Source organism: Luteibacter sp. Sphag1AF (genome assembly GCF_014192715.1).
GTDB lineage: Bacteria > Pseudomonadota > Gammaproteobacteria > Xanthomonadales > Rhodanobacteraceae > Luteibacter.
In genome coordinates this window covers 1,296,100-1,310,748 of sequence record NZ_JACHYH010000001.1, presented here as the reverse complement: position 1 = coordinate 1,310,748, position 14,649 = coordinate 1,296,100, and the positions used below count along the sequence as shown (strand labels likewise).

The following is a 14,649-nucleotide window of genomic DNA, read 5'->3' as shown; positions in this document are numbered from 1 at the left end:
GAATGATGTGATTGCATGGAAACACCATCGGAACCGTCATGGTTTCGATGGCGATAATCGCTAAAGCTCGTCTTCGTGCCTGAACCCGAAGCGGAATTTCACCTCAGCCGATACATGCGTCGCGGCATTTGTGGTGATCACGCGGGCGCCGTAACCCAGAGAGTGGTCAATGAACTGTTGAAGAGCCCGCTGGCCGCCGCCACGAATCGCTTCGGTCGTATAAGGCACTCGCAGGCTGGTGGGTGCAGAGACCGCGTAGTAAAGATGCGAGTACGGAGAACCGTTCGCGATGCCGCCCTGCAACAGGTTCACAATGCGTCCCTGGTAGCGAACGATCACAATCACATCGTTCTCGTCCGGAGTGTCCAGATCATTTTCCATGGCGTGCGCAATGCGTGATCCCGATAGAAGCAGCGAATTCTCACCCGTCAGGCCCCTGTCCAGCTGGATGGCGGGATACCAGTCACGGAGTGTGTTCTGCACCATCGTGATTTGATCGCGCGACGGGTTTCTCACCACCTCGGTTGTGAAGAAGTCATTCGCATGCACCCAACGCTGACCGTTCCAGGTTCGCGGCATCACTTCCGGGTACTGCGCGCGAAACTGTGCCTGCGTATAGGCGCCCAGTTGAAGTTCATAGGTACCCAATGCGTGAGACACCCCCGCCGGGGCGCTGGGAACCACCTCCTGAAACGTCAGGGTAGATGCGTGAAGAGTTGATGCCGTGCGGAGTTCCTCGGCCAGTTCACTTGCGGCACGACCCTGGCCAGCGCTGGCTCGGGCCTGTGCGGCAAAGACCGCGTCGATCAACTCGGTTTCGACATCGGGGTTCTGTACGTCCAGGCCAGTTGAGCGGGTCGCAAGAATGGTTTGCACGACCTGGCCGAATGTCTCCCTGTCAAAGTCGTAGTCCATGAGAATCAGGTACGGCGTGAGGACGTCGAATACCTCGAAGACGCAGTCGTTGTCCGGTGCGCGCTTTTTTCGGGTCGAGAACACGGCGCGTAGTGGTACATGGCATGACTCGCTCGCCGCGTATCCCACGTAAGGATCTCTTCCGTGCGTCAGCGTGAGATCCGTCAGCCGCCATTCGAGCTCCTTTCCGTCGAACGCTGGCTTCGGCGTATTCGTGCCACTGATGTTTTCGTTATAGCCGTGGACCGGCGTCAGCACTTCCTTGATGAGATTGCACGGTGTGTTCAGAAGCTTGTTGGCAATGGCAAGAAGCGGAACCAGACATTCCAGCTGATAGGCATGTAGCGACCGCGTGTTGCGAAGATGAACATTTGCACGGGTATCGAACGACACGCGATGAACCTGCAACGTGCCACGGTCGGCATCGTTGTCGATGGCCACAATGTTTGGCAGGTTGCCTGGCGTGTCGTGCCCTTGTGCGGCGGTGGCTACCGTGTAGATCGGACTTGCGTTTACATAGTTGTGCTGCTCGTCGGTTTCGATCAGCTGGATGGCGTTCACGTCATCGGGCATCACCTCAAAGGCGATGGCCGCCTGTGTGGCATGTTCGGATAGCCGAGCCTCGTAGAGCATCTGGCCTGCGACGTTGGTTCCGGCGTTGCGCCGGATGATGGCGGCTTTGCCCCGGTTGAACTTGGCGATCAGGTGATCGTTGAGTTCGAACGAAAAAACCCGGTCATCCTGCCGGTTGAACGAAAACACGAACGTCTTGATGTCGTCCGATTTTTTTGAGTTGTCGTAGACCTTGTCCACGTAAATGATCTTGCTGCCCGTAATGGCCAGGCTGCCGGAGCCGGCATCGCTCGTCTGTGCCAGGGCCAGCGGGCTTGCGAAGACAAGCGAAAGGGCCGCGAGGAAGATCGGGATGCGCTGGTTGCAGCGTGCCGGGCGAGAAGGTTTTGCGATATCCATATCGGAATTCCGTGTGGGAGAAGGCGACTGTTCGCTGCTGATCGGACGGGCTCCGGCCAGCGGTGTATGACGCTCTTTCCCACGCGGGATGTCTGTATGAATCCATTGCTTAATGCGGGGCGAAGATCGACAGTCTTCGTAAACGCATTCTGACGAGGAGCCTGTCCGCCAAGGACAGCAGGCTCGTTGCAAGGGTGAGTCTGCAAGCAGTCCGTGCGAAGCGCAGCTCTGACGCCTACCGGCAAGCATCCTGTCGCGAGCAAATCACTTCCACACATACGGGTATAAAAAAAGGCGCACGGATTGCTCCGTGCGCCTTTCGTGGTAGTGCGAGTCTTTCGACTTACTGGAACGTCTTCTCCAGACCGAACGTGACCGACTGGTTGTCGCGCGTGGTGTTGTCGAGCAGGTTCTGATATTCGAAGCGGATCAGCCAGCCGCGCAACATCTGCAACTGGATGCCGGCACCCAGCAGCATGTGGTTGTGCGACTGGTCCAGCAGGCTGGCGCGATACACCGGGCCGCTCAGCAGATCGGCATAGCGCATCGTGGCATCGCTGGAGCCCTGGAAGTCGTGCTGGTACTCGGCACGCAGCCTCGGCAACCAGATGCCGTAGTCGCGCTTGGCAGCCCACTCAAGACGCACGCCCAGGCTTCCCGTGGTGGTCTTCACCGTCTGGCCGTCGTAAGACAGCGCATACAGGTTGTCACCGTGTTCGGTGTACGGGTCCAGCGTGGCGTGAGCGATGTCCAGGCGCCCGTACGGCGACACCAGCATGTCATCGGCGCGGTGCTCGTAGCCCAGGGCAAACGATCCGAACCACTGCTTGCCATCGCGGCTGCCCTGCACGCGGCCACCGGTTTCGGTCACGTAGCGGCGGGCATCAAGCTGCAGCCACTGGTAACCGATCAGCGCATCGGCATACATCGAGCCGTTCGGGTGGTAGCTGCTGTAAAGAGCGACGTTGTAGCTGTCGATCTTGCTGCGGCTGCCGTTGCGGCCCACGTCGGTATTGTCGTGACCGTAGCCGACGCCACCACCCACCGTGAACTCGTTGCTCAGACGCTTGTCGGCGCCTACCGAGAGACCCGAGGTGGTGAAGTCCGTGCCGTTTGCGGACGTACCCGGCGTGCTGCGACCGAAGTTCACCGCACCGCCGGTCCAGATGGACAGGTCACCGGGCAGCGAACCATCGGCTGCGGTGCCGCTCTTTGCGCGGGCCAGCGAGGTGTCGTCCGGTTGCACCAGGTAGCGGCGGTTGTTGTCTTCCTTGTCGTTCTTCAGGGCCAGCATCGGATCGCGGGTATCACGTGCGCCCGCCGAGCTGAAGCTGATGCCGTTGTTGAACACGCCCATGGCGGCGCCGTCGTGCAGGCTTTCCAGGCGACGCTGGAAGTTGCTGATCTGACCCTGAGCCATGCGGCGCGTGCCGTCAGCCTGAGCCTCCAGGATACCCATCACTTCGGCGTCCTTGGTCGGATCAGGGCGTGAGATCACCGAGATCGACACCGTGCCCGGCGCCGAGGTGGCATACGCGTTGCTCAGCGTATAGGTCACCTGCGCAAGGCCACTGAACGTGGACGCGGCTGCAAAGTTCAGCGTGTAGCCGGTGGCACTGGCCTGCACCGTAGCCGTACCCGCATTGGCCGGCGAGACCGAGACCACGCTGGCGGCCGTGAACGGACCACCGTGCGCGGACGCGGTGAGGTCAACCTGCACCGAGGTACCTGCCTGCGCGCTCGCATTCAGCGGCGGAGCAACGGGCAGCGGGTTCACCGTGACGGTGACCGCGGCGGGCTGCGACACACCGAACGGATTGCTCAGCGTATAGCTGAAGGTCACCGGGCCCGATGCATCAGTGGCTGCGGTATAGACGATGTTCTGGCCACTGACCACCGCTGAGCCGGAGCTCGGGGCCGAGGACAAGGTCACCGCAGTGAACGGGCCGCCCGTCGCACCATCGGTGGCTGCGATCGTGGCCGACTTGCCGGCAAGGAGGGTGACAGTCTTCGGCTGAGCCACCGGTACGGCAGCGGGCGTCACGGTCACCGTGACGGAAGCGGCGGTAGACGTGCCGCCCGGACCGGTGGCCGTGTAGTTGAACGTGTCGGTGCCGAAGAAGTTCGTGGCCGGTGTGTAGATCGCATTGAGGCCGCTGACCGAGACGGTGCCATGGCCCGGTGCCTGGACCACGGTGACGCTGGTGATCGAGCCGGTGTCATTAGTGGTCACCGGGATGGTGACCGCCACATTGGCCTGGGTGGTTGCGGTATCCGCCACCGCCACCGGCGGCGCGAACGCAACCGTGCCCGAGTACGCCACCGTTCCCGTGAAGTTGAGGCTGTCCTTGGCCGTCACGGTGAAGGCATAGGGGCCCGCAGTGGTGGGCGTACCCGAAATCAGGCCGCTGCTGCTGACCGTGATGCCAGCCGGAGTGGCGCCGGAACTCACCGAATAGGTGGACGCGCCGATACCGCCGGAGGCGTTCAACTGTTCGGATACCGGCGAACCAACCACCAGGCTGGGCAGCGTGGCGGGTGTCACCACAATGTTGGGCCCGGCCACCGCGAGGGTGAAGTTGCCGGTGGACTGGTTCGGGCTGGTGGAGTCCGAATCGGTGACGGTGATGCTGAACGGGAACGTGCCCGACATGGTAGGCGTACCGGAAAGAACGCCCGTCGTCAGGTTGAGTGTCACGCCCGAGGGAAGCGCACCCGACGAGATCGCGAAATGGTAAGGCGCCACGCCACCGGAGACCGGGAAGGTATGGCTGTACGCCTGGCCCGCGGCACCAGCCGGAACCGGCGACGTATCGAACGTCATCGTGGAATGGTTCACGACGAAGGTGTAGCTCACCGAGCCCTGCGAACTGCCGGCATCCGTCGACGTGACGGTGAAGTTGTAGGTACCCGTGGCCGTGGGCGTGCCCGAAAGCGTGCCGCTCCCGGTGAACGACATGCCTGGCGGCAACGCGCCGCTGAGGATGTACGTGTACGGTTGCACGCCACCTGACGAGGCGAACGTGACCGGCGGATAGGCGTTGCCTGCGGTTGCCGGCACAAGCGTGGCGGGGGTGATCGCGATGACCACGTCGTCAATGTCCAGCGTATAAGCGCGGGTCATCGAGTACGGCCCCGAACCGGTGGACGAATCCGTGACCGTGACGGTGATCGGGAAACTTCCGTGCTGGGTGGTCGAGCCGTGCAGCCGGCCGCTGGAATCGAGCGTGATGCCGGTCGGCAGCGTTCCACCACTTAACTGGAACGAGTACGGCGCGGTGGCACCAGACGCGATCAGCGTCTGGTCATACGCGGCATAACGCGTGCCATTCGGAAGCGTGACCGGGGTGATGTTGAGGGCAGGCGCATTGACCCTGAGTTGCAGCGTCGTGTTACCCGTCAGCGAAGCGCTATCGGTAACCGTAAAGGACGGATTGAAGGTCCCGCCTGCCGTCGGCGTACCCGTGATCTGTCCATTGGCCGCAATGCTGAGGCCGGGGGGCAGGGCAGTGGCCGAGAAAGTGAGCGGTGCCGTGCCGCCGGTAGCGGCAACGGCGCCGTTGTAGGCAACACCCACCTGCGCATCGCCCAGCGAACTGGTCGTGATGACGGGAGCACCCGGGTCGATGACGACCGTGTAAGACCGCGAGGCGCTGAAGGGACCCGTGCCCGTCGTGCTGTCCGTAACAGCCACATTGAACGAGAACGTGCCGGCCTGAGTAGGCGTGCCGGAAAGCAGGCCGCTGGCTGGATTCAGAGACAGGCCGGTCGGAACCGTTCCGGAGTCGATGGAATAGGTATACGGCGCAGTGCCGCCCGACGCCGTCGTTCCCTGGCTGTAGGCCACGTCCTTGGTGCCATTGGGGAGTGTCGCCGGAGCGATGTTGATGATCGGCTGATTCGGCGTGACCGAGTAGGCCCGGCTGCCGGTGTTGCTCAGCGCATCCGTGGCACGAATGGTGAAGTTGGCCGGTGCCGTGGATGTCGGTGTGCCGGAGATGGTGTTGCCCGTAAGCGTCAGGCCGGCGGGAAGCGAGCCACTGATGACGGCGAACGCGTACGGCCCCGTGCCACCGGATGCCCCAAGCGTCTGGGTGTAGGAAGCGCCCACCTGCGGAGTGGTGATCGTCGTCGGCGTGACCGAGATCGGAGGCGCGGCCTGCACGGTCAGCGTGAAGCTCTGTGCGCCGAAATAGTGGCTCGTCGTGCTGTCCGTGGCCTTGATCGAGAACGTGAACTGCTGGCCCACGGCTGCCGTGGTCGTGCCGCTGACCGTGCCGTTGGCATTGAGCGTCAGGCCGGTGGGCAATGAACCGGAGTCGAGCGTGAAGGTATACGGACCCAGGCTACCCGACGCCGAGACCTGCTCGCTGTACGGAATGTTGATGGCCGGATTGGGCAACGTGGTGAGCGTGATGGTCGGGTTCGGAACGGTGAAGCTGTATGTTTTCGTCGTCGTCAGCGCAGGGGTGGCGCCATCAGTGACCGTGAAGGTCGACGTGAACGTGCCCTGTTTCGTCGGGATGCCGGTGATGGCGGTGCCGGTGAACGACAGACCATCGGGTAGCGTTCCCGACGTCAGGGTGAACGTGTAGGGATCGGTACCGCCCGTTGCGCCCAGCGCCACATTGACGGGGGTTCCCACCTGAACGGCCGGAGCCGACGCCGGGGAAACGACGATGGGCGAAGCGGCTGGCGCGATGGACACGAACACGTTGATGTGAGCGCCATGGTCGTCGGAGAAGACGAACTGGTCGCTCGTGGCGTTGTCGCCGGAGTGCGTGTACGTCACCGTGTCAGCGAACGGGTCGATGCTCACGTAACCATGCGCGGGGTTGGTGATGACGAGACCCAGGCCAAAACCGTTGTCGCAGGCCGTGGCATCAATGACGATTTTGCCGCCATTAGCCATGGGCGAGGTGGAGGGAGTGGTGTTCGCATCCGGCACATGGAAGTCAGGGCAGACCGCCAGGGCGGTGGCTGGCATCGCCAGCAGGGCCAGAAGTGTCAGTGCCGTCCGCGCTGCAAAGCGCCGGATCACAGAGCATGAAAAGCGCATCGCTGAGCGATGCGCCGAAGACGTATGTCGCATTTTTCCCTTCCCCCATGGCCCGCCGATGCCCCGGCAGGTCACTCGTTCCGTAGTTACCCTGGATGGAACGAGCTACCCATGATTGCGGTGCGAGCCCCGTCCCCTGTCATGCCGACGTCATTCAAAGCGTGCGGCACGTCACGCATTTTCGATCCTCCCGGTTGCTTGTCAAGCAACCGGGAGTACGCCAGAGTAGATAAGCACGATAGACCGTATCGATCTGTCGGCGAATCCAAGGGGGAATCCATGGCTGATCCATTTGTTGGACAGATCACACTCACAGCATTGAACTTCGTGCCCAGAAACTTTGCTGCCTGTAACGGCATGCTTTTGCCGATTACGCAGAATCAGGCTCTTTTTTCATTGGTCGGTACGTATTACGGCGGCAATGGAACGACAAACTTCCAACTTCCCGACCTGCGCGGTCGTACCCCGGTGGGCTTTAGCCAACAGCTGCCCCTGGGTACCCCCGGCGGTACGGAGACGGTGACACTGACCGTCCAGCAAATTCCGGCTCACGTGCATACCGCCACCGCCACCACGGCAACGGCCGATGCCCGCAGCCCGGACAAAGCTTACTTCGCCACGACGTCTGTGCCGATGTATGCGAAAGGCAACCCCGTTTCCATCGCCGCCATCGGCAATGCGGGTAGCAGCCTGCCGCATCCGAACATGCAGCCGTACAGCGTGCTCAACTTCTGCATTGCCCTCCAGGGCATCTATCCCTCGCGTAGCTGACGCCGCCCGGAGACAATCATGAGCTCACTTTTCATAGGCGAAATTCGCCTCTTTCCGTACAACTTTGCGCCGATCGGCTGGCTCGACTGCGACGGTGCGCTGCTTTCGATCAGCGACTACCAGACTCTGTATACCCTGCTGGGTACGACCTGGGGTGGCGATGGTGTACATACGTTCGCGTTGCCGGACCTTCGCGGTCGCGTTCCCCTGCACAACGGTTCCGATGCTACGGGCGTCAGCCCGCGTACGCTCGGTGAGATCGGCGGTACGGAATCGGTGACGCTGACCCAGGCCCAGCTTCCTGCTCACTCGCACACGTTTCAGGCCAGCACCGCAGCGGCTACGGATAAGTCGCCGAGCGCGACCAACATACCTGGTGTGGTCAGTGGCGACCTGCTTTACACCCAGGTGCTCAACGGGCTGACCCCCACGGCGCTCAATTCGAGCTCGCTGTCCATCTCTGGCCAAAGCCTGCCGCACAACAACGTCATGCCGACCCTGGCCACGCGCTTCTGTATCTGCTTTGAAGGCGTTTATCCGTCGCGTCCCTGATCCGCTTCGCCAACCATTCATTCACGCATTCCAGGGGAACGTCGCATGAGCGATCCATATACCGGTGAAATTCAGATCTTCGGCTTCAACTTTGCGCCTGTGAACTGGGCGTTTTGTGCGGGCCAAATCATGACAGTCCAGCAAAACACGGCTCTTTTTTCTCTGCTGGGTACGCAGTTCGGTGGCAATGGCACCTCGACTTTCGGTCTACCCAATTTCCAGAACAACGCAGCGTGCGGTCAGGGTCAGGGCCCGGGCCTGTCGCCGTGGGCTGTGGGTGAGCAGGCAGGTGAAGCGACCCACACGCTGCTTTCCAGCGAGATGCCAGCTCACACCCATCCGATCAATATCTATAACCAGCGCACTGCGGCTAACAAACACGCCACGCCCGCCAACAACGATTCCCTCACCGCTCCGGGCACGTTCGTGCCGTTTTCAGCGCAGTTGGTCAGTACGCCGTTCGCGAATGGCGTCCCCGGTATCGTCGGTGGCAACCAGTCGCACAACAACCAGCAGCCCTATCTGGCAGTGAACTTCTGCATCTGCCTGTATGGCGATTACCCGCAGCGTCCCTGATGCTGGCATCGGGCGAACTCAGCTTCCCCGTGGCGTCGCCCGATCCATGGATCGGTGCGGCGCTCGGGCAGTTCGGCCTGTCGCTCAGGCAGGCGTCGTCGGCTGATCTGCCATTTCTTCGGCGACTGTACGGCCAGGTGCGCGCGCCTGAGCTGGAGGCCGCCGGATGGCCGGTGGAGGCTCGCCAGCCCTTCGTGGACATGCAGTTCGCCCTGCAACACAAGCACTACGTGATGAAGTTTCCAAACGCTCATTTCCTGGTCGTGCATCAGCACGGCCAGGATATTGGGCGCATCTACGTCGATGTCGGTACACAGGCAATACACCTGATCGACATTGCCATACAGGTCGAGGCACGCGGGCACGGTGTGGGCCACGCGCTGATCGCATGGCTTCAGTCGATGGTGGGGCCTTTCGGGCCGCCCGCCGTCACGCTGTACGTGGAGATCAACAACACCGCCGCACGGCGCTTATACGAGGCGTGCGGTTTTTCGGCCGGCGCGGTCAATGGGCATCATTTACTGATGCGCTGGGCACCGGGCCGCGCGGATTAGTTGAATATCGCCTGGTAAATGAAGCCGGTGCGGTCGCGGGCGATGGGCACGATGAAGATGCCGAACTCGCCCAATGCGGCGTGTTTCATCGCGTAGGTTTTCTGCGGGAAAACGATGGCAGCCTCGTTGCGGAAAAGCAGCGAAAATGGGTCGCGAACGGCGTCGCGCAGGCGCGCTGCGCCCTCCAGCGGACGGGCTTCCACCAGAACGAATGGCGTATTGCCATCGTGATCCATGTTTACCGTGAACGTTTGATTCAACAGGTTCGCGAAATCACTCAAACTCAGAAACTGCATGCCGCCCCCCACTAGCGCTTGTCGAGGGCGGAAGTGTCGCATGCCGGGCGGTCATCTTGAATACAAAAGTGTCTGGTCCCCACCCATGTTGGTGGAGACGAACGGGCGCCGCGCGAGCAGATCGCTTTCCCCGGGGGCGCGTCCGGGAAACCATCGGTGATACAGCTCGATGAAGGCGAGCCGGCCATTATTCGGCGCGCCGCCCGGAAACGCTTCCTGAGGCTTGCCGGCAAGCTTCGCCATGGTCGACGGGTCATGGATGGACGTCAGCGAGAAATTCACCACGCGCTGCAACGCGCCGTCGCAGGCGTGGATGGCATCCACATGGTTGGCTTGCAGAATGGCCGCCAAGGGCACCAGTGCATCCAGCGCAAACAGGTGATAACTCAGCGCCTTCTTGCCACGCCCCACTTCAAGTGGCAGCGCGCCTTCCGGCGTAGCGCCACAGACAGCGTCGCGATACACACGTGCTGTGCCGTCGAGCAATGCCTGGTCGCCTGTTGCCACCGCGACGCTGGCGGTGCCGAGCGTGGCCCAGTACAGATGATTGTTGCGCGATCCGCGTAAACCCGATGTGCTGTCGAAGTACTGCGCACTCGCGCTGGCAAGTCCGTGCATCCACGAAAGGACGACCGAGGCACGAGGGTCGTCTTTGACGGCTGGCGCAATTTGCAACCATGCCAGTCCCAGCGCGGCCAGTGTGCTGCCGCGCTCAAATTCCGCATTGGCGTTCGTGGGGTGAGTGAGCGCGTTGGCTCCGGCCCATGCATGCAGCAGTGCCAGTGCGCAATCAGCATCGGCGAGGTGACCGCGACGCGTATAACGATTCGCGGCTGCCACGACGTTGCGCGCGTATGCCCGAACGGGCGCCATCTGCGCATCCTGCTCTGCCTCGGCGGCGGCATCTTCCGTGTCGCGTTGCGGACCATCCGAACCGTATCGCGACGTGACGGTCAGCTCGATGACGGGCGTGCCAGCGGACGGGCAGGTGATGTCAGAGGAGCCGGCACGCGGCGACGTGGGTGAAAACGGCACAGACATCGCGCTGGCCGCATGGCTTACCCATGGAACGAACATGGCCAGCAACGCAGTGGCAAGCATCGAAACACGGGACATGAGAAGCACCTTGAGACGCAGTGCTTCAGGATAGCGGGGAAACGGCATAACGTAAGCCAGGCATGGTGTCGAAAGAAATCGCCACGGAATCGTCTGCGTTGACAACGGCGGTGTCCGCCCTGTCCGCGCTGGCTTTGTCCGCGGACAACCGCCTGGCCACGTCATGCCGCATGATGGCTCATTTCAGCGGTGGCACGACGCTTGCAGCCATATTGGTAAAGACGTCTACAGGGACGAAGCATGTTCGGGTATTACCTCCAGCTCGGGTTTCGCAGCCTGCGCCGCAATCCGGTGCTCACGGCACTTATGGTGCTGGTCATCGGAGTGGGTGTGGCGGCGTCCATGACGACGTACTCGGTGTTTCGCGCCACCTCCGGCGATCCCATTCCGCAGAAGTCATCGCAGTTGTACATCGCGCAGCTGGACAACTACGGACCCGGGGAATCAGATAGCGAGCCCATGCCCTGGCTGACCTGGCGCGATTCGCTGGCGCTGATGAATGCGCACAGGGCCAAACGGCAGACGGCGCTCTATCCCATCGGTGCGTCGGTGGTAAGTGATGATCCGACCCAGCTTGCCTCACCGGTCAGGGGCTACGCCGCCTTCGCGGACATGTTCCCGATGTTTGACGTGCCGTTTCAGTACGGTGGCCCCTGGTCGGCTGAAGACGACGAGTCCCGTGCCCGCGTCATTGTTATAGGAAAGACATTGAATGACCGCCTGTTTCACGGTGAAAACAGTGTGGGGCGCGAGTTGGACCTGGATGGGGCGAAGTTCCGCATCGTGGGCGTGACGCAGCGCTGGGATGCGCGTCCGCGCTTCTTCGACCTGGATAATCATCGCGGCTTCGGTGATCTGGGCGAGCTCTACATGCCTTTCCACCGTGCCATCGACGATCACCGGATGCCTGAGGGTGGCAACGTGTGCAATCGCCCGTCCAAGCCGGGCTGGGACAATTTCATCCGTTCCGAATGCATCTTCGTCAGCCTCTGGGTGGAGTTACCTACTGCCGCAGCGGCGGCTGACTATAGGCGCTTCCTGCGTGACTACTCCAATCAGCAACGCGATGCCGGGCGCTTCACCTGGGAGCCCAACGTGCGTTTGCGCAACGTCATGGAATGGCTGGCATTCCGCCACGTCGTACCGCCCGAGGCGCGCATGAGTCTTTTGATTGCACTCGCATTTCTTGTCATTTGCCTGGTAAACGTCGTGGGCCTTCTGCTGGCCAAGTTCATGCGCCGCGCGCCAGAAATCGGCGTCCGTCGCGCGCTGGGAGCGTCCCGCCGCGACATCTATGCGCAATTCCTGGTGGAGGCCGCATCGGTGGGTTTGGCCGGTGGTGTGCTTGGTGTGCTGCTGACGGGTGTGGGTGTGCTGGGCATCGGGCTGGTGTTCGAGCCTGCCATTGCGAAACTGGCGCACCTCAGTATCTCGCTGTTGTGCCTCACCGTTGGTGTTGCCCTGGCCAGTACGTTGCTGGCCGCCTTCTATCCCACGTGGCGCGCTGCTCAGGTGCAGCCGGCGTGGCAATTGAAATCCAACTGACCGACGGCGGCCTCATGCAGATCAAACCGATTCTCGCCGCGCTGGGTCATCACAAGGCCGGCACCACACTGATTGCGATGCAGATTGCGTTGACGCTGGCCGTCGTCTGCAACGCGCTTTTCATCATTCACGCACGCATTGAGCGCCTGTCGCGTCCCACCGGCATCGACGAAAGCAGCCTCATCGTCGTCAACAACAAGTGGGTGGGCCCCATCGCGGATGTGCCCGCGCGCCAGGCTGCCGACGTATCGACGCTGCGCAGCCTGGCGGGCGTGGCGGACGTTTACCCCACCAACAATTTCCCGCTCATGGGCGGCGGCTGGCAAAGCGGCGTGCGCACGAAGCCAGATGTCGGAAACGGCGATCTGGCCACGGCGGTGTATTTCGTGGATGACCACGCCGTCAATACGCTGGGGCTTCGGCTGGTGGAAGGGCGCAACTTCCGCAGCGATGAAATCGGTTCGCTGGAAGAGAATGGCACTCCCGATGCGCCGGTGGTGATGGTGACGCGATCACTGGCAACGCGCCTGTTTCCGGAAGGGTCGGCGCTGGGCAAGGTGATGTACATCGGTAACTCGGCGGCACGACCCAGCACCATCATCGGCATCGTGGAGCATTTGCAGTCGGCTGAAACAAGCATTGATGAAGACGCCCGCTGGAAAGACGTGACGCTGGTACCCATGCATCTGACCTGGTCACAGGTATTTTTCGTCGTGCGGGCGCAGCCGGGCCAGCGTGATGCGTTGCTGAAAAGTGTGCCTGCCGCATTGAAGGCGATCAGCAGGCGTCGCGTCATTCCTGAGCCGCACGGAGTGATCGCCTTTACCGACATTCGCGAAGAGGCTTATCGAAGCGACCGTGGACTGGCATGGATGATGGGTGGCATCAGCCTCATTCTGCTCGGGGTGACTGCAGCGGGCATTGTGGGTCTGACCAGCTTCTGGGTAGGACAGCGGCGTCGGCAGATTGGTATTCGCCGTGCGCTGGGCGCGACGCGTCGCGACATTCTTTCCTACTTCCTCACCGAAAATCTTCTCATCAGCCTGGGGGGCGTCTCGGTGGGCGTGGTGCTCGCGGTGGTGATGAACCGCTGGCTGATGTCCCAGTTTGAAACCTCTGCGCTGGCGCTGAGCTACGTGGTGATCGGTGCGCTGATTCTGTTGCTGCTTGGACAACTGGCGGTGCTGGCGCCGGCGATGCGCGCGTCGAAAGTGCCGCCCGTGGAGGCTACGCGCACCGTTTGATGCAAGGAGGCGGGCGCACCGGCGGAATGGCCGGACACGGATTAGAACCGGATGGGGTGTCCGGTACGCCCACCAGAAACGACTGCCCGATCATCTTGGGCAGTCGCTCCGGCAGGGGGAATCAGAAAATTCTGAAAATTGGCGCTAAATTACCCGAGGGCCTATTTGGCGGCCGCTTCCAGTGCGGCGAAGTCGTCCTCGCTGAGTTCAAGCTGGGCCGCGCCCACGTTTTCCAGCAGGTGGTCCACGCTGCTCGTGCCGGGAATGGGCAGAATCACTTTCGAGCGCTTCAGCAGCCAGGCCAATGCGACCTGACCATTGCTGGCATGCAGTCGTGTGGCGATCTTGCTGAGCACTGAATCGGGCGACGCAAGTTTGCCCGCAGCCAGCGGATACCACGGGATGAAGCCGATGCCGTGCTTGTCGCAGTAGTCCAGCACTTCCTCGCTCTGGCGATTGGCGAGGTTGTAGAGGTTTTGCACGGTGACCACCTCGAAGTGCTTGCGCGCCGCTTCAATCTGCGACACATCGACTTCGCTCAGACCAACGTGACGGATCAGCCCTTCCTTCTGCATGTCGGCGATCACGCCAAACTGTTCCTCGGCGGGCACTTTGGGATCGACACGATGCAGCTGCCACAGGTCGATGCGTTCGACATTCAGGCGGCGCAGGCTCATCAGCACGCACTGACGCAGATATTCAGGACGGCCCACAGGCGCCCAGATATCCGGTCCATGGCGGGTGAGGCCGCCCTTGGTGGCAATCAGCGTGTTCTTGTAGGGATGCAGAACCTCGCGGATCAGATCTTCGCTGATATAGGGGCCGTAGCTGTCGGCCGTGTCGATCAGATTGACGCCGAGTTCGGGGAGTTTCGCGAGCGTTGCCCGCACACCGGAAGGGTTTTCCGGCTCGCCCCAGATACCTTTACCTACGATACGCATCGCACCGAAACCGAGGCGATTGACCTCGATGTCGCCGCCAATAAGGAATTGCCCGGATGCCGCCGCGTTCGCTTGCGTTGTCATGAGTTGGACCCTTGCGTGGAGGAT

The 14,649-nt window shown here is 61.8% G+C and carries 11 protein-coding genes; 6 read left to right on the top strand and 5 right to left on the bottom strand.

Going from position 1 to position 14,649, the window contains the following annotated elements; genetic code table 11:
- Positions 1-60: 60 nt before the first annotated feature.
- Positions 61-1,887: a hypothetical protein gene (locus tag FHW69_RS05935; protein WP_183422055.1), complete on the bottom strand. Its 1,827-nt coding sequence runs from the start codon at positions 1,885-1,887 to the stop codon at positions 61-63.
- 343 nt (positions 1,888-2,230) lie between these two features.
- Entirely contained in the window at positions 2,231-6,874 is a 4,644-nt protein-coding gene (locus FHW69_RS05930; protein WP_255494530.1) for a putative Ig domain-containing protein, read from the bottom strand.
- A gap of 351 nt (positions 6,875-7,225) precedes the next feature.
- On the opposite strand from FHW69_RS05930, the gene FHW69_RS05925 reads away from it, so the two are divergent.
- Genes FHW69_RS05925 through FHW69_RS05910 form a run of 4 tightly spaced genes read left to right on the top strand, consistent with a single transcriptional unit; the run spans position 7,226 to position 9,399 of the window.
- Positions 7,226-7,717 carry a tail fiber protein gene (locus tag FHW69_RS05925; protein ID WP_183422053.1) on the top strand — a complete coding sequence of 164 codons (492 nt, stop codon included), beginning with the start codon at positions 7,226-7,228 and terminating at the stop codon, positions 7,715-7,717.
- A gap of 18 nt (positions 7,718-7,735) precedes the next feature.
- On the top strand, positions 7,736-8,269 hold the full coding sequence (locus FHW69_RS05920; RefSeq protein WP_183422052.1) for a tail fiber protein: 534 nt from the start codon (positions 7,736-7,738) through the stop codon (positions 8,267-8,269).
- Positions 8,270-8,314: 45 nt separating this feature from the next.
- On the top strand, positions 8,315-8,845 hold the full coding sequence (locus FHW69_RS05915) for a tail fiber protein (RefSeq protein ID WP_183422051.1): 531 nt from the start codon (positions 8,315-8,317) through the stop codon (positions 8,843-8,845).
- A complete protein-coding gene (locus FHW69_RS05910) occupies positions 8,845-9,399 on the top strand; it encodes a GNAT family N-acetyltransferase (RefSeq protein WP_183422050.1) in 555 nt (184 codons plus the stop codon). The genes FHW69_RS05915 and FHW69_RS05910 overlap by 1 nt, the downstream gene beginning before the upstream one ends.
- On the opposite strand, the gene FHW69_RS05905 is transcribed toward FHW69_RS05910, so the two are convergent.
- Both FHW69_RS05905 and FHW69_RS05900 read right to left on the bottom strand, forming a co-directional pair.
- Positions 9,396-9,695, bottom strand: coding sequence for a hypothetical protein (locus FHW69_RS05905; RefSeq protein WP_183422049.1), 300 nt, complete (start codon positions 9,693-9,695; stop codon positions 9,396-9,398). The two genes, FHW69_RS05910 and FHW69_RS05905, sit on opposite strands and share 4 nt — an antisense overlap.
- A 51-nt stretch (positions 9,696-9,746) precedes the next feature.
- Positions 9,747-10,811, bottom strand: a complete 1,065-nt coding sequence (locus FHW69_RS05900) for an alginate lyase family protein (protein WP_183422048.1) — start codon at positions 10,809-10,811, stop codon at positions 9,747-9,749.
- Between the two features lie 240 nt (positions 10,812-11,051).
- Between FHW69_RS05900 and FHW69_RS05895 the strand changes: the two genes are divergently transcribed.
- Positions 11,052-12,356 carry an ABC transporter permease gene (locus FHW69_RS05895; protein WP_183422047.1) on the top strand — a complete coding sequence of 435 codons (1,305 nt, stop codon included), beginning with the start codon at positions 11,052-11,054 and terminating at the stop codon, positions 12,354-12,356.
- Entirely contained in the window at positions 12,335-13,600 is a 1,266-nt protein-coding gene (locus FHW69_RS05890; RefSeq protein WP_343203971.1) for an FtsX-like permease family protein, read from the top strand. The genes FHW69_RS05895 and FHW69_RS05890 overlap by 22 nt, the downstream gene beginning before the upstream one ends.
- A gap of 161 nt (positions 13,601-13,761) precedes the next feature.
- On the opposite strand, the gene FHW69_RS05885 is transcribed toward FHW69_RS05890, so the two are convergent.
- Positions 13,762-14,625, bottom strand: coding sequence for an aldo/keto reductase (locus FHW69_RS05885; protein WP_183422046.1), 864 nt, complete (start codon positions 14,623-14,625; stop codon positions 13,762-13,764).
- Between the last annotated feature and the right edge of the window lie 24 nt (positions 14,626-14,649).